Below are 25,755 nucleotides of genomic sequence, written 5' to 3' on the forward strand. Positions count from 1 at the left end.
TAGTGGGGCTAGTGGTCATCCGCAGCGCCCCCGATGAATGGGGCTGAACCCTCTGGAACGCGCCAAGCAGGCGTTATTGAAGTTCTGCCGCTGGTTGCCGCGCCGGGCACAGACCGGAGCGAATTCGCGCGTGCAGGCCGCCGGTCGGCCGGCAGGCTGCCAGACACTTGCATTGCACTGGCCGCGGCGCACAACCTGGAACCCCGACGATCGCGCCAAGCAGGCGTTGTTGAAGTTTCGCTGCTGGCTGCCGCGTCGGGCACAGACAGGGGCGAATTCGCGTGTGCAGGCCGCCGGTCGGCCGGCAGGCGGCCAGACACTCGCATTGCACTGGCCGCGGCGCACGACCTGGAACCCCGACGACCGCGCCAAGCAGGCGTTGTTGAAGTTTCGCTGCTGATTACCGCGCCGGGCACAGACCGGGGCGAATTCGCGTGTACAGGCCGCCGGTCGGCCGGCAGGCGGCCAGACACTCGCATTGCACTGGCCGCGGTGCACGACCTGGAACCCCGACGACCGCGCCGAGCAGGCGTTATCGAAGGTCCGCTGCTGGTTGCCGCGTCGGGCACAAACCGGGGCGAATTCGCGCGTGCAGGCCTGCGGGCGCACCGGACGTGAGGGTTGTTCCACTGCGACCGTGCAGGCGCCCAGCGTTGCCAGCGTAAGAATGATGACGAAGAACTGATATGCGCGGGTTGTCATTGCGTCGCTCCCACTTCCGGCGTTATCGCCGACCCCGTATGAGTGCGCTGGCGAAACCGACCAGCGCCATCAGGATAAGGCCTCCCAGCAGCCCCGCTATTCCGGCTCCAATCAACATAGTCGGCGTCAGGCCGTCCGCGAGGTGGCCCATGAAGCGCGCGACACCCGGAATGCGCGGCGAAGGCCATACAAAAAGTAGGCCGCCTATGCCGCCGATCAGACCATCGACCACCCTGCCTAGGCTGTAACTGCGGACTTGGCGGCCAAGCGCAATTGCCGCAGCGGAGCCGCAAAGGAATTCGATGACCAGCAGTATGCCACTCTCAAGCCCAGACATGACCGCTAGACCTGCCAGGCCTGACGAGATATTTCTTCTGCAGGCCGAAAAGCTTGTTGCGTGCTTCTTTGGCCTTGGCTTCGGTGGGGGACACGATGTCGATGAGATTGCACATAAACGCCCCCAAGCATATGCCGAGCTATTGCACTCAACCAGTCTATCTTCCCACTCCCGAGAAGAAACTAGCTGAGAGTCCTGCAGCTGTGCTCTGTGTCTCTTTGTGGGAAGCGGACGAATAGCTCACGGCCTAGCCATGGCAGGGTGTACGACAGCCTCGCAATCAGCAAAAAATCCCAGGACTATGCCTGACGTGTATTTCAGCGTGGAAGATTGCAAGACGATAGCGACGCTGATCGCTCGCGGCTATACTTCGCCCGCAGGTGTTGCAAGTATCTCAATAGGTTGAACGATTGGTCGCCCGACCCTCCGATGGGGCTCCATTCAATGAGCAATCGTTCGTCCCTTCCGGAAACATCCCAGTCTGGGTTGATGGCTGTAGATACAGATCTTGAGTCCAGCATGAGGATCGCCAATGTTTTCCGTTTTGGGGGACCGAACATACCGCCACCTCTTCCTGGCCCAAATCATCGCCCTCCTCGGTACAGGTCTGGCTACGGTGGCGTTGGGATTGCTGACCTACGACATAGCGGGAGCGAGCGCGGGCGAGGTCCTTGGAACAGCCTTTGCCATCAAGATGATCGCCTATATTGCGATCGCTCCGATTGCCGCAGCCTTTGTCGAGCGATTGCCACGACGCTTTATGCTCGTCAGCCTTGATCTGGTGCGTGCCTTGGCAGTGCTGGCCTTGCCTTTCGTAAACGAAATCTGGCAAATCTATTTTCTGATTTTCGTGCTCCAGTCAGCGTCAGCCGCTTTCACACCGATTTTTCAGGCGACGATCCCGATAATATTGCATGACGAACGGGATTATACGCGCGCGCTCTCGCTTTCCCGGTCGGCCTACGAACTTGACATCATTATCAGTCCCATATTGGCAGCGGCTTTGTTGAGCGTGGTCAGCTCCAACAGTTTGTTTGTGAGCACAGTCATTGGGTTTCTCGTTTCGGCCAGCTTGGTGGCATCCGTCGCCTTGCCAAATCCGCGCCCCCTGCGACATCGCGGCATCTATGACCGAATAACCTTGGGGTGCCGTATCTTCATGGTGACGCCGCGCTTGCGGGGATTGTTCGCGCTGAACATCGCCGTAGCGGCAGCGGGGGCGATGGTAATGGATAACACAGTGGTGATGGTGCAAGCTGATCTGGGTATGACAGAAAGCTCTGTGGCGCTGGCTCTAGCGGCCTTCGGCGGCGGCTCGATCCTGGCGTCAATTGTCTTGCCCGATCTGCTTGAGATGATCTCCGACCGCTTTGCCATGCTGAGCGGCACATTGCTGCTGGCGTTGGGGCTTTTGGAGGGATCGTGGATTTCTTCTTACATCTCCCTGCTTACGCTGTGGTTTCTGCTCGGCATTGGATATTCTATCGTGCAAACCCCGTCGAGCAGGCTTTTGCGAAGATCTGTGCGACCGGAAGACAAGCCTGCGGTTTACGCTGCTCAGTTCGCACTGTCCCATGCCTGTTGGCTGGTTGCGTATCTTCTGGCGGGATGGCTGGGAGTGAGATTCGGTTTACCGCTTACCTTCGTGGTACTGTCGGGTATCGCGGGATTTGCCCTCTTGTTGGCTGCCCTGGTTTGGCCCGTCGACGACCCTGCGGTCGCCGTGTCGGGTCAATCAGAAGAGCGCGGAGAAGATGACAAGCTTGGGAGACCGAACACTGCTATTTCTGATGCGAGCCATGGTGATGTTTGGCCTGCGGATCATTGAAATGCCCGAACGACCTGAAGCCCATGTTTGAGCAATGGCGCCTTGATCGTCGAAGAGCGGAGAGACCCTTCGTCAAACGGGGGGCAAGTGGCCGCTGGCCCTGTTGCCCTGCCATAGTGCCAGTCGAACCGGACATGCGCATTGCTAAATTGGAAAGCGTTGCGTATCGCACGATGTCAATTCAGTGAACCCGAGCCGTCCTTGTCGGCAGCGGTGTAGTCCGCATTGGCTCGATTCAACAACTCCGCTTCGCTGATCGTGCCGTTTCCATTGGTGTCGGTTTGATCGAACTGGGATTCGCTCAGCAATCCAGCGATCTCGGCCCTGGTTAAGGCGCCGTTGCCATTGGCATCTAAATAGTGAAATGCGTTCTGCATGTATTGAATGTACTCGGTTCGGCTAACGTTGCCATCACCGCTTTTGTCAATAAAATCGAGCTGACCCTGGGTAATCGGGTGCTCCTGAGCGTTGGCCGCTCCGGCAAAGGCGAGCAGTGCGCCTGCAAACAGCAATTTGATCGACATAACCCTTCTCCTTAATTGCAGCTTAGCCTGTTGCCGGCGGCGGTACCGAGACCGATCCCTGCAGCCGTCGCTATGGTGCGGCCCGCACCTCCACCAATCGTGCTGCCGATCAAACCTCCGACAACCGCTCCGGAAATACTGCCCACCAGACAGCCCGCCTCATGGTGCCTCCGGCTCGAGGGAGAGGATGATTGACAGCCGCTCACCATGGCCACCAGAAGAATACCAATAGGAACGATGCGATTTCTCATGGCTTAGACTCCTATGAGATGCGTTGTCAGCCGAACGGGCCACTGTGGGTCACAACCATGTGCAACATCACACAACCAAAAGGCTGTGCGAGATGCAATTAACTGTTTGTTCCACCAAGTGCACGGAAGCATATCAACCTGAGCGGCAAAATCGCCATCTCCATCTCTTTCGACAGCGGCTGGTTCAACGAGAGAATCACCCACTCCACCCGGACATTGGCGCTTTTTTGCGGCAATGGCAGATCTGCTGCCGGTAGAAATACTTCTAGCCTAACGCGAAGTCAAGCCGGTAGCTTTTCAGCTCAAGACTGCACGCTTTCATGCCAGTCGTGATTGAAGCGGTTTCGATTTCAAAACTGCCTGGGACTTGGCTTGTTCGTAACGAGAGCCTCTGTCGTATCGCAATGACATCTTCTGTACTCGCTTGCGATTCAGCCTTTACGCGCCATACAGGTGGTGCTAGCTTTCGGTTGCACATCTGGGAGGATGATGTGGAAGATAAGATCGTAGCGCATAGGCCGATCGACTTCCGTAAGCGCCGGCTCCGCGAGTTGGCGACCTTTTTCGTGCTCGCATTTGGTATTTGGCCGATCGTGGCAGTCGGCGTCGTGGGCGGGTACGGTTTTCTAGTATGGTTCTACCAAATTCTCAACGGGCCGCCTGGCCCGCATGGAGGGTAGACCTCCATGCTTGGTTCGGTCGAAACGAGACGTCGTTTTCTGTTCGGCTTGGGCCATGCCCGACCACAAAGAGTCTTACCGCCTGGAACAACGGCTGAGAGCATTTTAAAATGCTCGGGCTGCGGCGAATGCGCCGAACACTGTCCTCAGAAGATTATCGTGATGGATGGCGGCCTCCCGACTGTCGATTTCTCGCGCGGCGATTGCACCTTCTGCGGCGAATGCAGCGCCCGATGTCCCGAGGCCGTATTCGTCACGGCCCATGCGATCCGCTTCGACCATATCGCCAGCATCCAGGATTTTTGCCTGGCCCTGAACGCCGTGGACTGCCAGTCCTGCAGAGACACCTGCCCGGAGTCAGCGATCCGTTTCGTACCGTCGCGCGGCATGCCCTTCCAACCCGTACTCGAGACCGATCGCTGCACCGGATGCGGCGCGTGTCTCTCCGTCTGTCCCGCCCAGGCGATTGCGCTGTCACCCATGTCAAGGGAGGCGGAGCATGTCTGACGTCCGGGAATTCTGGCATGTCTCAAGCGCGATCGTCGTGGCCTTTCCGGACCGAGCGGCAGCCGTGGCTGCGACGATTGATCTCTTGCCTGGGGTGGAGGTTCACGCCACCGGCGGCAGCAAGATCGTCGTGGTGATCGAGGGAGATCGGTTGAGTTTGTTAGGCGATAGGTTGATCGAGATCTCGGCGATGGAGGGTGTTCTCTCCGCCAACATGGTTTTCGAACAGGCAATACCGCAGGAGGAAATGCCATGACCATTGAGTTGACACGCCGCCAATTGCTCAAGGCTCATGCTGCCGCGGTCGCCGCGTCCACGGCCGGGATCGCACTGCCGGCCGCCGCCCAATCGATCGCGGGTGGCGTCGAGGCCGTCGAAATCAAGTGGTCGAAAGCGCCGTGCCGCTTCTGCGGAACGGGCTGCGGCGTCATGGTCGGCGTCAAGGCAGGTCAAGTCGTCGCCTCGCATGGCGATATGGAGGCGGAGGTCAACCGCGGCCTCAACTGCGTCAAGGGCTACTTCCTGTCCAAGATCATGTACGGCAAGGACCGACTGACAACCCCGCTTCTCAGAAAGCGCAACGGCGTCTATACCAAGGATGGCGAATTCGAACCGGTAAGCTGGGACGAGGCCTTCGACGTCATGGCGGAGCAGTGCAAAAGGGTGCTCAAGGAAAAGGGACCGACTGCTATTGGCATGTTCGGCTCCGGCCAGTGGACGATCTTCGAAGGTTATGCCGCCACCAAATTGATGCGGGCCGGTTTCCGGTCAAACAACCTCGATCCCAATGCCCGTCATTGCATGGCTTCGGCGGCGTACGCCTTCATGCGCACGTTCGGCATGGATGAGCCGATGGGCGTTTACGACGACTTCGAGCATGCCGACGCCTTCGTGCTGTGGGGCTCGAACATGGCCGAGATGCACCCGATCCTCTGGACCCGGGTGGCCGACAGGCGATTGGGTCACGAGCATGTGAAGGTGGCGGTTCTCTCGACCTTTACCCACCGCAGCATGGATCTTGCGGACATTCCGATCATCTTCAAGCCGGGGACGGATCTGGCGATTCTCAACTATATCGCCAACCACATTATCCAGACCGGCCGGGTGAACCAGGACTTCGTGCAGCGGCACACGCGGTTTGCCGTTGGCGTGACCGACATCGGCTATGGCCTGCGGCCGGACAATCCTATGGAGATTAAGGCCGCCAATTCGGCCGATCCGACGAAGATGGAGCCGTCGGATTTCGAGACCTTCAAGACGTTCGTCTCGGAGTATACGCTTGAAAAGACGGCTGAATTGACCGGCGTCGATCCCGGATTCCTCGAGCAACTAGCGGAGCTCTATGCCGATCCGAAGCGCAAGGTCATGTCGCTCTGGACGATGGGCTTCAACCAGCATGTGCGCGGCGTCTGGGCCAACCAGATGGTCTACAACCTGCACCTTCTGACCGGGAAGATATCGGAACCAGGCAACAGCCCGTTCTCGCTGACGGGGCAGCCCTCCGCCTGCGGCACCGCGCGCGAGGTCGGCACCTTCGCCCACCGCCTGCCCGCCGACATGACCGTCACCAATCCCAAGCATCGCGCACACGCAGAGGAAATCTGGCGCATCCCGAACGGCATCATCCCCGACAAGCCGGGCTATCACGCCGTCCAGCAGGATCGCATGCTGAAGGATGGCAAGCTCAATTTCTACTGGGTGCAGGTCAACAACAATATCCAGGCCGCACCCAACACCAGCAACGAAACCTGGCAGGGCTATCGCAACCCGGACAACTTCATCGTCGTCTCCGACGCCTATCCGACGATTACGGCCATGAGCGCCGACTTGATCCTGCCGGCCGCCATGTGGGTGGAGAAGGAGGGGGGCTACGGCAATGCCGAACGCCGGACCCAGCTCTGGCGCCAGCTTGTCCAGGCCCCCGGCGTGGCGCGGTCCGACCTGTGGCAGATCGTGGAATTCTCCAAGCGCTTCACGACCGACGAGGTCTGGCCCGCCGACATTCTCGAAGCAAGCCCCCAGTATCGTGGCAAGACCCTGTACGAAGTGCTCTTCCGCAACGGCGAGGTCGATCGCTTCCCCCTCAGCGACACCAGTCCGGACTACGACAACAACGAGGCCAAGGCGTTCGGCTTCTACATTCAGAAGGGCCTGTTCGAGGAATATGCCACCTTCGGGCGCGGCCATGGCCACGACCTCGCGCCCTTTGACATGTACCACGAGGTCCGGGGGCTGCGTTGGCCGGTCGTCAACGGCAAAGAGACACTCTGGCGCTATCGCGAGGGCTTCGATCCCTTCGTGAAACCCGGGGAAGGTGTGAACTTCTATGGCCAACCGGACGGCCGGGCGGTTATCCTGGCCGTTCCGTATGAACCACCGGCGGAATCGCCCGACGAGGAGTTCGACTTCTGGCTTGTGACTGGCCGCGTGCTGGAGCACTGGCATTCCGGGTCGATGACAATGCGGGTGCCCGAGCTCTTCAGGGCCTTCCCCGGCGCGCGTGTCTTCATGAATGCCGAAGACGCGCGCACGCGCGGCATCAACCAGGGCGCGGAAGTCCGCATCGTCTCGCGGCGCGGCGAGATTCGCTCGCGCGTGGAAACCCGCGGCCGCAACCGCATGCCGCCCGGCGTCATCTTCGTCCCCTGGTTCGATGCCAGCCAGCTGATCAACAAGGTGACCCTCGACGCAACCGATCCCATCTCCAAACAGACGGATTACAAAAAATGCGCGGTCAAGATTGTTCCCGTCTCCCTCTGAGGCGGCCCGAATGGACGCTGGTCGCGGCAGGAGTTCTGTTGTTCGTCACGACCATCGCGATTGCTCAGGTGGCACTCACAACGGTGCCGCAGCTGGTGGGGCGGACCCCCTCGATGGCGACTGGCGCCGCCGTGCCTGTGCCCAAGTGGGTCGTGAACGACCAACGGATCATGCGCGCCTATCCGGAGCAGCCGCCCATAATTCCACACTCGATCGAGGGCTACCAACTGACGGTGAATACCAATCGATGCCTTTCCTGCCACCGCCGCGAGATGACGGAAGGCTCGGGTGCACCGATGATCAGCGTGACGCACTACATGACCCGCAGTGCCCAGATGCTCGCTGATGTGTCGCCCAGGCGCTATTTCTGCACCGCATGCCATGTGCCCCAAGCCGACACGAAACCATTGGTCGACAACACGTTCAAGGACATGAGCGAACTCGGCTTCAGACCGGCTGGAAGCGAACAATGATCAGCTGGGTAAAATCGGCAATCCTATGGGCGTGGGGCATTCTGACAAAGCCACCGACCACGCTCGGGCTCGGCTTCCTCACGCTTGGCGGCTTTATCGGTGGCGTGATGTTCTGGGGGGCGTTCAATACAGCGCTTGAACTCACCAACACCGAGGCCTTCTGTACGTCCTGTCACGAGATGCGGAATAATGTGTTCGAGGAACTCGGGCGAACCGTTCATTTCTCCAATCGCTCGGGCGTGCGCGCCACCTGCCCCGACTGCCACGTGCCCCACCAATGGACACACAAGATCGCCCGCAAGATGCAGGCATCGAAAGAAGTCTGGGGCAAGATATTCGGCACCATCGATACGCGCGAGAAATTCCTTGATCACCGCTTGGAACTTGCCCAGCACGAATGGGCGAGATTGAAGGCCAATGACAGCCTCGAATGCCGCAATTGCCACTCTTCTGTGGCGATGGATCTCTCCAAACAGACGCAGAGGGCAGCCGACATCCACACGAGATATCTGCTGTCTGGCAAGGCCACCTGCATAGATTGCCACAAGGGCATTGCGCATGAACTGCCCAACATGAAGGGCATAGATCCGGGCTGGAAAATGCCGCCCGATGTTACCGATACGTCGTCGCTGCGCTGGTCTGAGGTCCACGCATTGGCAATGTATGTCGGCGGCAGAGAACATAAACTCGAGACAATCCTAAGTGATTAGTTTGACGGCTCTCCTATCTGATGGAGACGCGTACCGGCATCCTTAGCGTTGGCCGTTGCCGAAGCCGCTTCATGCACAGCAACGACACACGTGTCCTCCGTAGTTGTCGGTTCGTAATGCAGGCATCTCCAAAGTCTCCCTTTCGCCATGGCTCCGCACACAATGGACGTGAGATATTTGTTCGGGAATGGACGCCGATATCTGGGATTAAGTGGGATTAAGCGGGATTTTCCGGGAATGATGACCATTTGCCGGGGCAAGTCCTACTGGGTTCTGTTCTTCGCAGAGAATACATTGACCCTGCATCTACCTGGCACACGACCAATTCGTTCATTGGGAGACGCGGAGCTGGGGAATTAGCTGAAACGCCCTACCCCGTCGCGCCACGTTAAAGTTGCCAGTACGTCATGGCCGGTCGGGCCAACTGCGGTCGTCACCGCTGCCTCGAGGATTGCAGCGCTGCACGCTTAAGGACAATCGATCCGCAGACGAGGCCATCGGCGCGCGCCCAGGGGTACACAAGCGTTGCCCACCAACCGGCCGAACCTCAGCAATGGTCGTCAAACGGATCGTCGTAGCTTTCGCCCGTTAGCTCGCAAAAGTGCTTAAGCGCGCCCGTTAGCCCGAAAAATGTTGACTCGCTGCGATGATAGAAGAACTCGCCGTGGATAGAGACGTGTGCAACCGCCCAATCTTTTATGTTATTGCCGGCGAAACGAGTCAGGACAACGAGGCCGTCGTCGGCCATACCGTGCTGAACGACCAAGCTCGTGGTGTACACGTTGCGTGAGAACACGCCGCCGAACTCCAAATGCGTTGCGTACTCTTCCAAGCCATTCTCTGATGCTACTTCCGGGCACGCCGGGAACTCGGTCTTCACCCGCCAGCGAACTTGAACAGCAGATGGCGTTAGGGACTCAAACTGTTCGGGCTCGGGTTCCGAGTCATCTCTTTCAGCTGTGCCATATAACCATTCGCCAAGCGCACCACCGCTTGGGACCGAACCGATGTTCGCCCACTTCATCAGTCGCTCGCGAGTGGCAGCAGCCTCATTCCCTGAAACTGTCCTCATCCAGGAAACGTCCGGGAATGATAAGTCGCTTTTGACCTTTTGAGGATTTTCGAAGAAAGCCTCAATCGAGCCGTAGACAAGCTCGATCCGGCGAGCAGAAATCGGATTGAGCAAGACGTTTTCTAGCCGGGATAGCCAACGGAGATTCTCAGCACGGTTGTTGGCCCGGTTAGTGTCTCTGTGGTCTACGATATGGGCCTTGACCGGTGGTGCCCCGTGAAAGGCACTGCAAACGATACGGTGAACAGGGACGCCGGCAAGGAACATGTATCCGGTCATTCGGCTTTGGCGTCCGAAGGTCCACGCGTTATCAAGAGGGCGGGCCTTTCGTCTGGATTGATTTCGGCGATAGACCGCGCCGTTGTCGCGGACCACATAGCGCTCACCATCGTATTCTACCTCCCGTTCCTCGTCGAAAGTCGAAATAAGCTGATCATGACGGTTATTTTCATCGTTAAATAAGGTCACCTGCTTCGCCTCTCATCGGCTTGGTGGGCATTTGTGAAGGCTTGCCGTCGTATTGACCGGAGGTAAATGCCTGCTGCTCCGAAGTTTTGGTGCGGTGTCACTAAATGCATATGCGAAGTGCGGCTCATCTACGAGCGAACTGTGGCGTATTTACATCACATTTCATGGCGCGGAGATCGCCAAAGTGCCGAATGCAACTGCGGATCGGCGAGAATCAAAATGTGGACAATTCATCAACCGACCTGGGATGCATCGACGACGACGCCCATAGTGTGCAGATGATTCAATGTCCCTTCTGCACCGCCGAGTTGAACCGCATCGCCTTCATGGACGATAGTGTCGTCGCGCTGTGGGATGCCTTTCCCGTGTCTCCGGGGCATTTGCTCATCATTCCACGAAGGCATGCCGCGACATGGGACGATCTCTCGGCGAATGAGAAACTGGCCATCTGGCAGACCATCGATAGGGCGAAATCCGAGATCGAACGAAACCACGAGCCTGACGGCTACAATGTGGGCTTCAACGTTGCGGAGGCCGCGGGACAGACCGTTTTCCATTTCCATCTGCACGTCATTCCACGCTACCGCGGCGATGTCGCCGATCCTCGAGGCGGCGTCAGGCAAGTCATTTCGCACAAGGCTAACTATCTGGCTCAAGAGTCGGGCAGCACTGAACAGGTGAAGCGCCTCATCACGGGCGGGAGTGACCATCTTCTACCCCACCTCATCCTGCACATGGATCAATCGCAGGCCTGTGACATCGCGGTGGCATTTCTCCTCGACAGCGGCGCACGATTGATCGTCGAGCATCTAAAGGACTTCTTGGCGCGAGGTGGACGGGCGCGCATTCTGGTCGGTGACTATATGGACGTGACCGAGCCATCGGCGCTCCGCAAGCTGGCAGACCTTGAGGGAGATTTATCCTTCAAGGTCTACGAAACGCGTTCGCAGGGCTTTCATCTGAAAACCTATATCTTCCTGTCGGACACCGACGGCGTCGCTTTTGTCGGCAGTTCCAATCTTTCGGAAGCCGCTCTGACCACCTCGATCGAGTGGAACTACAAGGTGATTTCGAGTCATGATCACACTGCATTTCCGGAGATCACTAACAGTTTCAAAGACCTATTCGATTGCGATAGCGCTGTTGCCGTCACACCTGATTGGATTGACCAATACGAGCTCCGTCGAAACCCGCTCGGTCCGCAGGAGGCGGGCGTAGCCTATGAGCCTCCCCTACCCGTGCCTGAGCCGCATGCAATTCAGCGCGAGGCGCTAGAAGCTCTTGTGCGAACCAGGCAGGATGGCTTTACCGCCGGGTTGGTCGTCCTGGCCACAGGGCTCGGCAAAACCTGGCTCGCCGCCTTCGACAGCGACCGCATCGACTACCGTCGCATCCTGTTCGTTGCCCACCGCGAGGAAATCCTCAATCAGGCCGTCGAGACATTCCGGCGGGTTCGGCCTACAGCACGCATTGGACGCCTGTCGGGCGATGCCAAGGATGTCGAAGCCGATCTCCTATTCGCCTCGGTTCAGACGATCGGCAGAGCCAACCACATCAAAGGCTTTCGCCCAGATGCGTTCGACTATATCGTCATCGACGAATTTCATCACGCGGCGGCCGGCACCTACCGACGGATTATCGACTATTTCGAGCCGAAGTTTCTTCTTGGCCTGACTGCAACGCCGGAAAGAAGCGATGGGGCGGACCTGCTCGGCCTCTGTCAGGAAAACCTTGTTTTTCAGGCTGGCATCCATCTAGGCATTGAGGGCGGTCATCTGAGCCCGTTTCACTATTTCGGCGTGCCTGATGATGTCGACTACCGCAACATCCCCTGGCGCAATGCGCAATTCGACATCAACGAATTGACGGCTGCAGTGGCGACCGAATCTCGAGCACAGAACGCGCTCGAACAGTTTCGCACGCGCGGTGGAAGCAAGTGCATCGGCTTTTGCTGTTCCCAGACGCATGCGGACTTCATGGCGGAGTTCTTCGATCGCAATGGGGTAAAATCGGTCGCCGTCCATTCCGGCGCAAAGTCCGCGCCACGAGCGACGTCACTGCAACGTCTGCAATCCGGCGACATCGAAGTTGTCTTTGCCGTGGACATGTTCAACGAAGGTGTCGATGTTCCGAGCATCGATACGGTGCTAATGCTGCGGCCGACGGAATCGACCATCATCTGGCTTCAGCAACTCGGGCGAGGACTGCGACGATCGGCAGGAAAAGATCATCTCGTCGTCATCGACTATATCGGCAACCACCGCGTCTTCCTGACAAAACTGCGGGCGCTGGCCTCGATCGCCGACCATGACACCTCCTCGATCGGCCATCTCCGTGAATTTCTGGAGAAGCTCAGAGGCGACCAGATTAGCCTGCCGGTTGGTTGCGAAGTCACCTACGACCTAACGACAATCGACATCCTCCAAAGCCTGCTCAAACCCACCAGCACAGAAAACGCACTCGATAGCTTCTACCGAGATTTTCTCGAGCGCCATGGAATTCGTCCAACCGCTGCTGAGACATTTCACGCAGGCATCAATCCACGATCGAGCAGCGAGAGGTCTTGGCTTGGCTTCGTAGACCGTGTCCAGGGCCTGCATGCGGAGGAACAGCGGACCTGGCGTGATCATGAGAGTTTTTTCCGAGAGATGGAAAAGACCGAACTGACTAGGAGCTATAAGCTGGTCGTACTCTTCGCCATGCTCGATGACGACATGATCCGGGTTGAATGTACGCTGGACGAGCTTCTGGACCAAGTGACACGATTTGTCTCCCGCATTCACAAACTGCAGGATGATTTCTCCATCGACGTGAACGACCGCAAGAAACTGCGCGACCTCTTGCTCAGATATCCTCTAGATCTACTCGCCAACCTCTGTGACTCCGACAACGCGCCCTATTTCGTCTTGGAGAGCGATCGGTTCCGCCTCGCACGCGTGCCGGCAGATCGCGAGACGTTTGGTCACCTGCTGCGTGAAATCCTGGATTGGCGCCTTTCGCAGTATCTCAGCCGAACCGGATCAAGCCTCGAACTACGCGACGTCATCTGCCGGGTGGCGCGCAACACTGGGGGACAACCCATCCTGTTTCTGCCTACCCTCCAAGGTCCGCGGCCCTTGGCCGAGGGGCCACTCGATGTCGAGATCAATGGCCAGTCGATGCAGGCGACGATCGCCAAGATCGCCATTAATGTAGTCCGGATCGCACCGGATACGGCGAACCAGTTGCCGTCGATCCTACGCGGTTGGTTTGGGAACGATGCAGGTTTACAAGGAAAGGGCGACCGTGTTCGGCTTCGTCCGCATAACGACAAATGGTTTTTGGAGCCAATTATCGCTTCAAGCCAAAATCAAACCGGTCTCAGGCTCTGGGAACGGTATTCGCGTGAAGCAATCCCACAAGCATTCGGGCTCACCTTCGATACAGCTACATGGAATGCGGGTTTTGTTCCGAAGCCACCCCATGTTTTTCTGCTGGTCACCTTGCAGAAGGAAGATATGGTCGATGAGCACCGCTACAGCGATCACTTTGTTTCCGCCACCGAATTCTCGTGGCAAAGCCAAAACCGGACTCGTCAAGCGTCCAAACACGGAGAGATGATCCGAGATCACCGGCGTCTTGGATTGAGTGTCCACTTGCTGGTGCGCAAGACGAAGAAAATTGGCGCAAAACCGAGTCCATTTATCTATTGCGGAGAAGTGGATTTTGAAGCGTGGGAAAATGAGACGCCGATCACTGTTTCGTGGCGGCTGCGCGATCCGGTCCCGCCAACGCTTTTGTCGAGTTTCAAATCGTGAGATAAAAGCTCATTGAAGAAACATGGTCGCCGCCCGGGTAGACATGGCCATGACGGGTGTGGCTCATAGAGCTCACACCGCCTTCATCTGCTCGATACTCCCACTTCCTGCAGTTGCAGTACTGATTTTCCTTTCGACGTCCCGTTCCTGACCTTCTGCAGAAGAGTGTGCGTAGTGGTGAAATCCTCTCGCATTTGCAACCAAGAAGATGCATGCTTCTGGACTAGGGAGTGAGCCGCACAATAGAAGTTTGAAGCCTTCACTGCCGCAAAAACGAGAGCGATTGTACTGAAGTGAATACAAAACCCCGTTGGCTGCGCGATCTGGCTAGGTATCTGCCGCTAAAAAGTCAGTTTGTATTGTTCGGTAACGTTCGAGACCTGCAGGCTTACCAGCTCGACAATGGTGGCATCGCACCTTTGTCCCTGCCACTCTGCCTGAACGCCGAGTTGAAGGCTTATGGATATCACGACGTAATTCTATTCACACCAACTTCCGGATTCAGCATCCCTGGCTCGATCGAAGCGGGTACGCTAGCTGAGGCGATGGCAAGGAATGGCCTTGGTAGCGAAAATCCGACCGGCATGGGCATCGAGGCCCTTACCTCGCTGCTCGGCCCGTTCGTCGCGTCCACCGGCGAACCAGCCGTTCTAATCGTTGATTTTGCGTCAAGGCTCGTCAATCGCTCGGACGTCCTCACCACCGGCGAGCACGCGTTTTTTACTAGAGCCCAAATCCTGGCCCACTCGGCTGCAACGCGTCCCGCGAGTGCCGCTCGGAAGCCATTTTACAATTCCATTATCTGGATCACAGACAGGGAGGCGGACCTCCCCGATTGGCTAACGGTGGATAACCCGAAACTTCGGAGCATTCCCATTGCCGTACCCGACAGCCAAATTCGAAAAGTTTTGGCTCCAACGCTCCTGCGATTGTTGCCAGGGATCAATGATGAAACACCGGATCAGTTGGCCAAGCATGCCGACTTGTTTGTAAATCTGACTGAAGGGCTGCTTCTGTCGGACATGCATTCGATTGCTCAGCTGGGAAGAAACGAAAATCTTAGGATCAGTGACATCGCCGACGCCGTGAGACGGTACAAAGTCGGCATTACTGAAGACCCCTGGCGTAAGATAGACCGCTCCAAGATTGCGTCTGCTGGCGAATTCATCCGGTCCCGAGTGAAGGGTCAAAATCATGCCGTTGTACATATGCTGGACATTATCAAGCGTGCAGTTACCGGAGTCGGGAGGTCAGCAACAACCGGGCGGCCGCGTGGCGTCGCGTTTCTTGCTGGTCCGACAGGTACAGGCAAGACTGAACTCGCCAAGACAATCACCAGCCTCCTTTTTGGAGATGAGACCGCATATATCAGGTTCGACATGTCGGAGTTCTCGGCAGAACACTCCGACCAACGCCTGATCGGCGCACCTCCGGGTTATGTCGGCTACGATGCGGGCGGCGAGCTCACAAACGCTATTCGGGAAAAACCGTTCAGTGTCGTGCTGTTTGACGAGATCGAAAAGGCGCACCCACGCATTCTTGATAAATTCCTGCAGATCCTTGACGACGGAGTTCTGACTTCCGGCCGCGGTGATCGTGTCTATTTCTCTGAAGCTGTGATCTTGTTCACATCGAACCTGGGGATCTACAAAACCGACCCCCACGGCGAACGTGTTCAAAGTGTCTCCGAAGATGAACCTCACGATGTAGTATCAACAAAGGTCCGAAGTGAAATCGATCGACATTTCAAGCTGGTGCTGAACAGGCCTGAAATTCTCAACCGCATCGGCGAAAATATCATCATTTTCGACTTTATCAGGCCAGATGTCGCTGAGGCCATCTTTGAAAGCATGGTAGGAAGTGTCCTCGAAAGCACTCGAAGCGTGGGATTCAACGTCACGATAAGTGTCGAAGCGAAAGAGGCGCTCAAAGCGATATGCCTAAAGGATCTGTCGAATGGCGGCCGGGGCGTGCGGAATATGGTTGAAGCGCATCTAACGAACCCGCTCTCCCGCGCGTTGTTCGACACTGGCAAAACCGAGGGATCGGTTTCAATAACTGCCCTGTCTGCGGGTCCCGTCACAACTCTGGAACTGGACACGGCATAAGCTCATGGTCGACATCGCTATTTCTAGACTTCATTTTCCCGTCACGACGCTTGGACCGGGGCGCCGCGTGGGGATATGGACACAGGGATGTTCGATAAGGTGCCAAGGGTGCGTGTCGTCCGACACCTGGGCCGCAAAGCGAGGCGTGACGTCGGTGGACGAGTTAATTGACGCGCTCCGACCTTGGCTCAATGAGGCCGATGGAGTCACCATTTCGGGTGGAGAACCTTTCGATCAGCCTATCGGATTGAAGACTTTGCTCGAGCGCATCCGCGCCATAGCCACGAAGGACATCCTGGTGTTCTCGGGCTATTCGCTGGAAGCGATCCAGAATGAACTGTCTGATCTGCATGGGCTCATCGATGCGATAATTACCGACCCTTATTCACCCGAAAGTGGTCAAACGCTTGCGCTACGTGGAAGCGATAATCAACGTCTCACAGTTTTCACGGACCTCGGCACGGCACGGTTCGCGGAGTACGACCGAATAGCGACCACCGACGATCGCAGACTTGATTTGATGGTCAGCGACGACGGCGAGTTTTGGATGGCGGGCATTCCGCGTGAAAATGATTTCCGGCGACTGCAGGACCTGCTTTCCTCTAGGCATCACCAAGTTTTTACGACGCAGGATCGGTCATCTGACCGAATGATTACGCATGATTAGACTTTGCCCAAATTGCGATACAGAGCGGCCGATCTCGGAGTTCTTTTGTGAGGCGGTTCTGGATGACGGCGCCACATGCAATTGGGACCTTACATCGGTTGCTCCGCGCCAGCCGGGCGAGCGAGAGCCCGTCGCGGCCGACACACTAACGCTCGCGACACAAATTGCCGAAGGAAGAACCTGCCCCAATGGTCATCCTGCAGATCCAGGTGACCTGATCTGCCTGGTTTGCGGAGAAGAAATCGTTGATGAAACCAACGATGACTCTACCGCCAGAGGTGCTGCTGAGTCCGTTGCCGTCACAACAATAGAAGCCGCCACTGAGATCTCGGGTTGGACAATCGAGTCTAAACTGGTTTCGACCAGCGCAATTCGCGAGCGTTTCATAGCAACAAACCAAGCAAATGGAGCTCGCGGGGTACTTACTCTATACGCGGATGGTTCTGAGCCAGATCCAGCAGTGTATGATGCTATCCGCGGCATGTCCGAAGATCACCTCCCGCGCATCTTTGAAGTTGGACGTTGGCAAGACCGAGCGTTTGAAATTGCCGAAGAGATAAAGGGCGGTAGTCTCGATGATGTTGCCCTGGATCCACGCAACCTCGGGATTGTTCGATCAGTCGTGTTTGAGATCGGAAAAGCGCTGGCGTCGTTCGGCCAATCGGGACTTCGGCACAGGGACATCACTCCGTCGAATATCCTCATTCGCACGATGAGGCCACTTGACCTCGTTGTAACAGGATTCGGCTCCGCTCGTCTCTCTGACTATGATTTGGACATTGTTGCGCCTCTTGAGACAACGCAATACATGGCACCTGAGGCCATTGCCGGGGGCGTTGCCGCAGCATCAGATTGGTGGAGCCTTGGCGTCGTCGTCCTTGAGATTGTAACCAGTGGCGCTTGCTTCGCAGGCATCAATCCCAGAGCCTTTCTCATACACGTCTTGACCAAGGGCATCACGATACCGGATGGCCTCGATCCGTCGATTGAAATCCTGCTGAAAGGATTGCTGGCGCGTGACCATAGAAACCGGTGGCAGTGGCCGGAAGTCCGCGCTTGGGTCGACGGCGAAGTTGTGCCGGTACATGAAGAAGCAATCGATCCGACCGAAACTGCAGGGCGCGCACATATCACGCTCGCGGGAATGCAGTGTTCAAAAGCGTCAACCTATGCGCTGGCAGCTGCAGAGCCCGCCAACTGGGATGAAGCGAGAGAACAAGCTGCTCGCGGTTACATCGGTCATTGGGCTGAAGATGCTGGCTTTAGCGATGCCATCCAATCAGCTCTCCGGCGATTGACCCATATAGAGGGATTGGCCGACGATCTTCGCTTATCGCTCGCTCTCAAGATTCTTTACCCAGCAATGCCTTTGATCGTGAAAGGTAACATAGTCACCCCCGGCTGGCTCCTGGATCATCCTGTCGAGGGTTCCGATTTGATTTTCGGACCAGCGTCGGACGTTCTTGCCCGTCTCGGCGTGGAGGATTGGATTCAGCGTCTCAAGCAGCGCGGGCTTTCAGTCCGCGAAAAGGCACGCCAATTCGATATCGCCTTGAATGAAGAAGATCTTCGGATCCACTTACTATCTAATTCCAAAGCACGATTGGCCGCTCTTTGGACTGAGAAGCGTCGGCTCCTTCCAGATACTGGGCACCCCGGTCTCAATTCCCTATTTGAACGCAGACAGACCACCGACGAAGATTACATTTTGCTGTTGTCGGCGGACGTGGGCCAGTTCCGGACCGTCGACGAGATCTTGGACGAAGCGGCCGCTACTGCTCAACGCGCGAATGTCGGCTCGTTCGACAAGGAGAATGCGCGAAAACTCCTCAGCTGTTCGCGCAGAGAGCTGCACGCCTCTATCGACATCCGGCTTTCCGGCTTCGCACGCTGCGGGATCGAGAGAGTCGATGAATGGGCGGACCAGTTTCGGCTTGACCGACGGATTGGTCTGGACAGAGCTCTTATCGTGCTGTCGTTGCCCGCAGACCAGTGGCGCGAACCACCCAAGCAGCAGTATGTCTCCACGCTGTTGGACTACTTCTCAAAGAAGATTTCAGGCAGCATCCTGCGCGGCCCTCTCACCAGGATGGTGATTGGCAAGACGACGCCGCGCGTAGATTTGATGGAGTTGGGAACAGAGCGTCGCCCGGCTGCGGCCCTTCTCGATTTCCTGTTGGCGAGGACAGATCGAACTGAACATCTCGATCCTGCAGCATTCGGCTTGAGTGAGACTCTCGAACGACGCCTCAGATCGCTCCATGCCCATGCCGCACTCTACAAACGTGATACCGGAATTGACGGCCTGTACCTCGGCTTTCCGTTTCTTGTGCATGGTGACGATCGCCGTAAGCCGAAGATTGCTCCCATTTTGCTATGGCCGGTGCGCGTAATACCCGAAGTCGGCAATCGGGGTCACGCCAATGTCTCCTTCGATGGCGATCGCAATGAAGTGCGTCTAAACCCTGGTTTCGAAGGTATGATCGGTATCGATGCGGCCCGACGTTGGCAGGAGGCGACAGATGACCTCCTTGGCAGGGCGACCTTGACAGCAGCAGATGTCGTCGACGGCTTCGGGGGCCTTGCTAGGATTGACGGGCGAACACTCGTTTCGCTTCCGAACAAGGACGCCAACGCAGCCCTTGGAAAGGACGCCATCGCTTGCGCGGCAGTATTCTTCCACTTAGCCTACATGGGACAGGCGATCGTTGAAGACCTCCGCCAACTCAAGGGCAAGGATATCCACGGCAGTGCGCTCGACACGGCTCTGAAGGTGTCAAATGAGCCTCCGGTAAGCGTGCAACGCGAGAAACCCACCGAGATCGACCGATACTTCACCGTGGCAAGCGATCCTTCCCAAGAAGCCGCTGTTCTTGAGGCAAGATTTGCGCCTGGGCTCTTAATCGAAGGTCCACCCGGAACTGGGAAAAGCCAGACCATTACGAATATGGTCTCAGATGCGATTGGACGAAAAAAGAGCCTTCTTATCGTTTGCCAAAAGCAGGCTGCGCTCGAAGTTGTAAAAAAGCGCTTGGATGCCGAGGGCCTCGCAGATCGCATTGTTCTGGTTACGGACGTTAATCAAGACCGTGGGCCAATCATCCAGGCAGTCAGAGATCAACTCGAAGCACTTCAAAATGATCCCCCGAGCGATCGATGGAAACGCGACCGTCAGAGCTGGGCAACCCGCATCCAGGCAATCGAAGACGACTTGAACGCCCACCATGCAGCTCTTCACGACATTGACGATCAGACCGGCATCTCCTACCGCAGCCTCATCGGTGATCTGATTACCATTGAAACACCAGAAGCCCCAATTGATGTGCCAGGACTTCGACGAATCCTGGCTCCACTGGACATTGGCAGCGTCGCTGAGTTGGCCGAAGCTGTTTCGCCGCAAACGCGATACTGGCTGCCAGCACGATATGAGGAAAACCCACTTCACAGCCTTAAGGCATTTAACCCGGATAGTGCGAATGTTGCGGCGTTTGATGGGGACGTCAACAGCTTCATCCGGAGCGAGACGGAGCGAGCAACGGTTTTCAACCGAACTGCGGGCGCAACACCCATGGTCGACCCGACACCGTTCAGGATGTGGTTCGACCAAAACGAGCATGAATTTCTGTCACTGAACGACGACGAGCGGCAAGAGTTGGCTCGTTGGTATCACCTCTGCGACGATGAAAACGGTACGAGCCAGGCGATGTTATCAGCTCGCCATCTACGCAAGCTCTATGATGGAGTCGCCAATCTGAAGGGTCCTCGGCCCTCCAAGGAGAATGCACTCGCAGCGGTAGGCCTCTCCGACCAAGGTCTTTCTGAATGGAGCGCTCTAGCCGCAGAGCTCTTGTCGCCACCGTCGTTCTTTAGCAGCATCAGCCCATTTCGTTGGCTCCGCAAGCGAAAGACCGAGAGTTTTTTGCATTCCGTGGGTCTTCCTGCAGACATTCCGCTATTTCATTCAACACTGCTTTGGGAGCAACAGCTCCGCCCAATCAGGCGCGAACTCGCCGAAACGCTGCGGCCGTTCGGCGAAGCTGCGATGATCTCCGACGACCTCAGCATTGAAGATCTCATGGCCATCACGGTCCACCGGGGAAAAGCCATAGCAAGGGTGAATGGCCTTGCCTCCAGAGCCTCGAGCTATCCATCTCCTGTGATTGAAATCGTTATCAAGAGCGCGACGAGATCCGCTTTTGAAGCGCTGCGTGACAGCGCACAGCAAGCGTTTGACCGTTACGAAAGTCAGCAGTTCAGCCGCGCGGCATTGGCGAACGCAGCTCAGTGGTTTGACCCGAATTGGGTCTCCGACAGACTGCTGGCCATAAACGAAAACGGACAAAACGGTTCGGCAATTGGATTGATCCTTCAGGCGAGACCTACTCTGGAAGCTTTCCAAAGGTTCCGAATTCGGACGCACGGTTTGCCGCCGATGGCTCTCGACATCTTTAAAGGCCTGAGGTCGTTGACCGAAGCTTTGGAACTGCTTCCGTCTCAGCACCTCGAAGATCAGGTCAGGCGCATCATCAAGCGTGAGGCCATGTTGGCTTGGAAATCCAGATTGGAGGCGAATGACCCGAAACTGCTTTATGAGGCAGCAGAGCTTCAATCGAAAATCCGATCCGTGGCTGAAGCCGAAGATGCCATGAGACGCTTTAACAGGCAGATGTTGATCCGTGGTATCGACATCTCACGAATTGCGCCTGCCCGAGATTGGGAAGCGATCACTCGATTGAGGGGTCAACGCGCGCAGCGGCTGCGCGAGTTTCTGGACAAGGGCGTTGATCTGGGCCTGACAGAACTCCGGCCCGTGTGGCTCATGAATCCTGACGTCGCTAGCAGGCTGTTGCCGCTCCGGAAAAACCTATTCGATACCGTCATCTACGACGAGGCATCTCAGATGCCGGTCGAATATGCGTTGCCTAGTCTCTTCCGTGGCCAAATCGTGGTGATCAGTGGCGATGAGAAGCAAATGCCACCAACAGCCTTCTTTGCTAGCCGCGTTGAAAATGATGAAGCTGATGTCTTCGATGGCGAGGACCTCGACGAAGACGCTACTGAGGTGGAACGTGAGACGTACAACGAGACGTGGAACCGCCGCGAAATCAAGGACTGTCCAGACCTTCTGCAACTAGGCAAGTCAGCACTGCCAACAACCACACTTCAAATACACTACAGATCGACCTATGGTGAGCTCATCGGATTCTCAAATAGCTCGTTCTACGCTGGTCGCTTGAGTGTCCCCGTTAAACACCCGGAAGAAGAGGTCCGCCGAGCAAAGCCGATCGAGGTCATCCGGGTAGATGGCATCTACAGCGACCAGTCTAACCAGGCCGAGGCCGACAAGGTTGTCGAGGTCCTTGCAAATATCTGGCGCAGCTCCTCAGCAGCACCAACAATCGGCGTTGTGACGTTCAATCGCAAGCAAGCGGATCTTATCGAAGAAACTCTTGAAGGCCGAGCCGAGGATGACGATTGGTTCCGAAGCATGCTTGGGCGCGAACGAGAACGGGTTGAAAAGGGCGAGGACGTCGGGTTTTTCGTGAAAAACGTAGAGAACGTTCAGGGCGACGAGCGCGATTACATCGTCTTCTCAAGCACCTTTGGACGGAATGCTCAGGGTACGTTCCGCAGGAACTTCGGGGTTCTCGGCCAGAAGGGTGGAGAACGTCGGCTCAACGTCGCTGTCACCCGTGCCAAATCCAAGGTCATCATGGTGACCTCGATGCCGATCTCTGACATCTCAGATATGCTCAGCAGCCGTCGAAAGCCTGTAAGCCCTCGCGACTACCTTCAGGGCTACCTTGAATATGCACGCTCGATGTCCGATGGCGACTTTGATAATGGTCGCGCACTCCTTGATAGAATGCTGACTGATCGTAGCGGGTCTCGCTTCCGGCAAGCCGACGAGCTTGATGGCTTCGCTGCCTCGGTTGCGGGCTACCTGGCCGAAATTGGGGTTGCCGCGGACCGCGGGAATGACGGTTCCGCTTTTGGGCTGGACTTTGCCATCGAAGATCCTCGCACGGGCCTCTACGGCCTAGGCATCGAATGCGATGCACCCCGACATCGTATTCTCGACAGCGCACGCGCTAGAGAAGTCTGGCGTCCGTCAGTTCTCGGCCGTTCGATACCGGTGATCCATCGTCTATCCTCTCAAGCGTGGTACCATTCCAGAGACGAAGAGCAGGAGCGTTTGCGAAAAACGATCGCCGACGTGATCTTCAAGGAGGCTGCCGAATGAGCGGGCCAAAGGTCGTAACGATTGTCACGCGAGACGAAATCATCGCGATCTGCCAGGGCTTGTTGGCAAGTCTCCAGGCAGCACTAGATCATTGGTCGGGCGTTGGAAAAAGAAACGGCGTCACTACTGACACAGATCTCCAGATGATTAACGCTCGCGTCGCGGAAATACGCGCCCTCTTGGCTACGGACCAATTTGACGCGATCCAAAAGCAGGTCCCCCAGGAGATAGCTTTTCTCCAGGTCGATATTGAAAAACGGATCGAACGCGCAGCGGAAAAAGCCGCGGAAGTCCAGATGCAAGACACCCGGCGGATACGAGCAGCGGCTTTACTTGCAAACGCCCTGCAAAAGAAAGGCATGGCCGTCTCCCCTGCCCTCATGCGTCCGGCAAGCATCTCTCAGGCTGAACTCAGCCGCGCCATATCCGAAGGATTCAATACTCTTTCGGGACCGTTTGATAGCTATGGAATATCAGATCGGCAACGCGAGCTTGCAGAGAAACTGGGCAACGGAGAGGTTCGCATAACACTCGAGCAGTGGCTCAAACACCAACCTTTGGATCCTGACGACAATGCTGTCAGGCAGCTGCACCGAAGGTTTGCCGAGTTGAAATCCTTCGACCCGAACCGCGCCGAGACGTTCGAGGTTCGGGTAAAACAAACCGTCGATGAACGATCGTCACGTCGGTCGCTGCTGATCGATAGTCTTGCAGCCGATATCGCAGATGCACGGCAGAATGCAGTTGCACATGCCGCTGCGATCCAACGCCTCTCGGCGATTGCGGTTCAGCTCCGTAGGAGCTCTTCGCACGAGGCGATGAACATGGTCGTCGAGATCGACACGGTCTTGGGGTCTTCTGTTTCATTGAATGAGCTTGAACGACTGGTAGCGATTGCCAACGGCACGTTAGAAGAAATGCTGGCGAGGCAGGCCGATATCGATAGACGAGCGGCCATTCTTGAGGGCCTGGCTGAGCTTGGATACGAGGTCCAGGAAGGAATGCAAACGGCATGGGTTGAGAACGGCAAAGTGGTTTTGCGAAGCCAGAAATCGCAGGGCTACGGCGTCGAAGTAGGGGGCGATCCGAGTAAGGCGATGCAAGTACGAACAGTGGCGTTTGGACCAATCGGCGCCAGCAATGCGCCTTTCGACATCGCAGCGGAGACCGAGTTTTGCGGAGATTTTTCGAAACTCCAAGAGGCGCTCTCAGCAAATGGTGGGAGCCTGTCGATCATCAAAGCGCTCGGTGTCGGGGCCACTCCGGTAAAACGTGTTGCCGCAGAAGCTGCCGTTAGTTTGGGCGAGGTCGTCGAAGTTCCGGTGACCCAAGCGTTGCGAAAATAGCAATTCTCGAAAGACCTGTGGTGATCGCGCGATCATCGTCCTCACGAGACCCCAACGCATTACTGAAGAACACAAGGCCAATTCCGATGACCTTCGGCACGGATCGCCACGAACAACAGACCCAAATACGCACGCAGCGCAGCTGTGAGAACGAGTAGCCGCCGTTCGGCCATCGACGAAGTGGACATCCGCGCCTCAGTGGTTGGACGTGGAGCAGTTCAGTTCGAACCATGCTGCGAATGGGCTTCCATGTTGCTTCACAACGGGTCGATAGCCACGAGCGAGCCGATTGAGCTGGTGATAGCAATGGAGAATGGCCAAAGCTGACAGCTTACTTTCAACCTGTTCGACACAGCGTTCAGTGGAAGTGAAGCGGCGCATTCAAGGTGATAATTAGTCTTGAACCACCTTTTAATGCTGAGCTGATGGGGTAAAAGATCTCATGACCATAGCGATCACTGCGCCACAGAAGTTTGCATTCCAGGATCTCGTCTGCGTCGAGATTATGCTGCGCTTCTGGTCTGAAAGCGATGCCGCGTTCTTTGTCGAGCCGGACGGCGGCGAGGACGGAGAGCTGGTCTTTGCAGCGAGACATGACATCTCGCGATGTGAGATACAGGTGAAGGGCGCCGGAGCGGCTGTGTCGCTCGCCGCCCTTGCAACCTGCCTCGCTCATACTCCGCCTAGGCGCGCCGACAACACTCTGCTCGAGCGGCTTATCGCCGACCCCAAACGGCTTGCGCTTCTGGTCATGAGCGGCCGCGCAGATGACGCCTCGTCACGATACTTGGCGAGCCACAGCTGGATTGGAGAGCGACACTCCAAGACGCAGATCAGCGAATCGCACACCGACGCGCTCATTCAGGCATTCGCCGTTGCCGAAGTCCCGGGAGACGAGGATGGCAAATTAAAAGGCGACCGCAAAGCCCACAACTCGGCCTTTGCGAGAGATGCCGACGTGGGTAAAGTCCGTGACGCCCTCCGCCGGGTCGTTGTCCTGGATCAGATAGACGACGATGCGCTGCAGATCCGATGTGCAGAGCGCCTACGCCAGAAGCATCACGTCCCCGCCGATCGCACCGATGCGGTCCTGCGGGAGCTCACCGGAGCAGTGGCCAAGGCGAAAACTGACCGTACCGACGCGTTTCCGCTGCTTCGAGAGGTGATTGCCAAGGCCGCACCGCTGCCGATTCGCCCTACTGGATATGTTGTTGGTTTCCGCGCGGAACTGAGCCGGTTTTTCCACCGAGAAGTGAGCCACCTCTAAGTATGATTTTCTGA

Annotated in this window: 19 protein-coding genes and 1 pseudogene; 14 read left to right on the plus strand and 6 right to left on the minus strand. The window is 56.9% G+C overall.

Annotated elements, in window-relative coordinates; genetic code table 11:
* The first annotated feature begins 37 nt into the window (after positions 1–37).
* Positions 38–400: a hypothetical protein gene (locus ACXHRN_RS12200; protein ID WP_488642044.1), complete on the plus strand. Its 363-nt coding sequence runs from the start codon at positions 38–40 to the stop codon at positions 398–400.
* Between the two features lie 92 nt (positions 401–492).
* Here ACXHRN_RS12200 and ACXHRN_RS12205 read toward each other — a convergent pair.
* The 3 genes and pseudogenes from ACXHRN_RS12205 to ACXHRN_RS12215 form a co-directional block, all read right to left on the minus strand.
* A pseudogene (locus tag ACXHRN_RS12205) lies at positions 493–702 on the minus strand (Kazal-type serine protease inhibitor family protein); the annotation flags it as partial.
* 22 nt (positions 703–724) lie between these two features.
* Positions 725–1,039 carry a hypothetical protein gene (locus tag ACXHRN_RS12210; protein ID WP_488641574.1) on the minus strand — a complete coding sequence of 105 codons (315 nt, stop codon included), beginning with the start codon at positions 1,037–1,039 and terminating at the stop codon, positions 725–727.
* The gene (locus ACXHRN_RS12215; protein ID WP_488641575.1) at positions 1,026–1,154 is read right to left on the minus strand and encodes a hypothetical protein; all 129 of its coding nucleotides are present in this window, start codon (positions 1,152–1,154) and stop codon (positions 1,026–1,028) included. The genes ACXHRN_RS12210 and ACXHRN_RS12215 overlap by 14 nt, the downstream gene beginning before the upstream one ends.
* A gap of 417 nt (positions 1,155–1,571) precedes the next feature.
* Between ACXHRN_RS12215 and ACXHRN_RS12220 the strand changes: the two genes are divergently transcribed.
* Positions 1,572–2,867, plus strand: a complete 1,296-nt coding sequence (locus tag ACXHRN_RS12220) for an MFS transporter (RefSeq protein ID WP_488641576.1) — start codon at positions 1,572–1,574, stop codon at positions 2,865–2,867.
* 176 nt (positions 2,868–3,043) lie between these two features.
* On the opposite strand, the gene ACXHRN_RS12225 is transcribed toward ACXHRN_RS12220, so the two are convergent.
* On the minus strand, positions 3,044–3,391 hold the full coding sequence (locus ACXHRN_RS12225; RefSeq protein ID WP_488641577.1) for an EF-hand domain-containing protein: 348 nt from the start codon (positions 3,389–3,391) through the stop codon (positions 3,044–3,046).
* Positions 3,392–3,402: 11 nt separating this feature from the next.
* A complete protein-coding gene (locus tag ACXHRN_RS12230; protein ID WP_488641578.1) occupies positions 3,403–3,642 on the minus strand; it encodes a YMGG-like glycine zipper-containing protein in 240 nt (79 codons plus the stop codon).
* A 503-nt stretch (positions 3,643–4,145) separates the two neighbouring features.
* On the opposite strand from ACXHRN_RS12230, the gene napE reads away from it, so the two are divergent.
* From napE to ACXHRN_RS12260, 6 genes are read left to right on the plus strand one after another with little or no spacing between them, the layout of a single operon-like run.
* Entirely contained in the window at positions 4,146–4,322 is a 177-nt protein-coding gene (gene napE, locus ACXHRN_RS12235) for a periplasmic nitrate reductase, NapE protein (RefSeq protein WP_488641892.1), read from the plus strand.
* Between the two features lie 6 nt (positions 4,323–4,328).
* Positions 4,329–4,829 carry a ferredoxin-type protein NapF gene (locus ACXHRN_RS12240; protein ID WP_488641579.1) on the plus strand — a complete coding sequence of 167 codons (501 nt, stop codon included), beginning with the start codon at positions 4,329–4,331 and terminating at the stop codon, positions 4,827–4,829.
* On the plus strand, positions 4,822–5,085 hold the full coding sequence (locus ACXHRN_RS12245) for a chaperone NapD (RefSeq protein WP_488641580.1): 264 nt from the start codon (positions 4,822–4,824) through the stop codon (positions 5,083–5,085). Before ACXHRN_RS12240 ends, ACXHRN_RS12245 begins: the two co-directional genes overlap by 8 nt.
* Positions 5,082–7,589, plus strand: coding sequence for a periplasmic nitrate reductase subunit alpha (napA, locus tag ACXHRN_RS12250; protein ID WP_488641581.1), 2,508 nt, complete (start codon positions 5,082–5,084; stop codon positions 7,587–7,589). The genes ACXHRN_RS12245 and napA overlap by 4 nt, the downstream gene beginning before the upstream one ends.
* The gene (locus ACXHRN_RS12255) at positions 7,556–8,062 is read left to right on the plus strand and encodes a nitrate reductase cytochrome c-type subunit (protein ID WP_488641582.1); all 507 of its coding nucleotides are present in this window, start codon (positions 7,556–7,558) and stop codon (positions 8,060–8,062) included. The genes napA and ACXHRN_RS12255 overlap by 34 nt, the downstream gene beginning before the upstream one ends.
* A complete protein-coding gene (locus ACXHRN_RS12260; protein ID WP_488641583.1) occupies positions 8,059–8,772 on the plus strand; it encodes a NapC/NirT family cytochrome c in 714 nt (237 codons plus the stop codon). Before ACXHRN_RS12255 ends, ACXHRN_RS12260 begins: the two co-directional genes overlap by 4 nt.
* 547 nt (positions 8,773–9,319) lie before the next feature.
* Here ACXHRN_RS12260 and ACXHRN_RS12265 read toward each other — a convergent pair.
* Positions 9,320–10,312, minus strand: coding sequence for an HNH endonuclease signature motif containing protein (locus ACXHRN_RS12265; RefSeq protein WP_488641584.1), 993 nt, complete (start codon positions 10,310–10,312; stop codon positions 9,320–9,322).
* Positions 10,313–10,503: 191 nt separating this feature from the next.
* Here ACXHRN_RS12265 and ACXHRN_RS12270 point away from each other — a divergent pair, with 191 nt between their 5' ends.
* From ACXHRN_RS12270 to ACXHRN_RS12295, 6 genes are all read left to right on the plus strand, one after another.
* Positions 10,504–14,109, plus strand: a complete 3,606-nt coding sequence (locus ACXHRN_RS12270; protein ID WP_488641585.1) for a DUF3427 domain-containing protein — start codon at positions 10,504–10,506, stop codon at positions 14,107–14,109.
* A 293-nt stretch (positions 14,110–14,402) separates the two neighbouring features.
* Complete coding sequence (locus ACXHRN_RS12275; protein WP_488641586.1) at positions 14,403–16,217, plus strand: AAA family ATPase; 1,815 nt, start codon at positions 14,403–14,405, stop codon at positions 16,215–16,217.
* Between the two features lie 4 nt (positions 16,218–16,221).
* The gene (locus ACXHRN_RS12280; RefSeq protein ID WP_488641587.1) at positions 16,222–16,884 is read left to right on the plus strand and encodes a 4Fe-4S single cluster domain-containing protein; all 663 of its coding nucleotides are present in this window, start codon (positions 16,222–16,224) and stop codon (positions 16,882–16,884) included.
* Complete coding sequence (locus ACXHRN_RS12285) at positions 16,877–23,128, plus strand: AAA domain-containing protein (protein ID WP_488641588.1); 6,252 nt, start codon at positions 16,877–16,879, stop codon at positions 23,126–23,128. Before ACXHRN_RS12280 ends, ACXHRN_RS12285 begins: the two co-directional genes overlap by 8 nt.
* Entirely contained in the window at positions 23,125–24,474 is a 1,350-nt protein-coding gene (locus ACXHRN_RS12290) for a hypothetical protein (protein ID WP_488641589.1), read from the plus strand. Before ACXHRN_RS12285 ends, ACXHRN_RS12290 begins: the two co-directional genes overlap by 4 nt.
* Positions 24,475–24,916: 442 nt before the next feature.
* The gene (locus ACXHRN_RS12295) at positions 24,917–25,741 is read left to right on the plus strand and encodes a hypothetical protein (protein ID WP_488641590.1); all 825 of its coding nucleotides are present in this window, start codon (positions 24,917–24,919) and stop codon (positions 25,739–25,741) included.
* Positions 25,742–25,755 lie beyond the last annotated feature (14 nt).

The sequence above is a fragment of the Shinella sp. OV683 genome, from assembly GCF_057787725.1.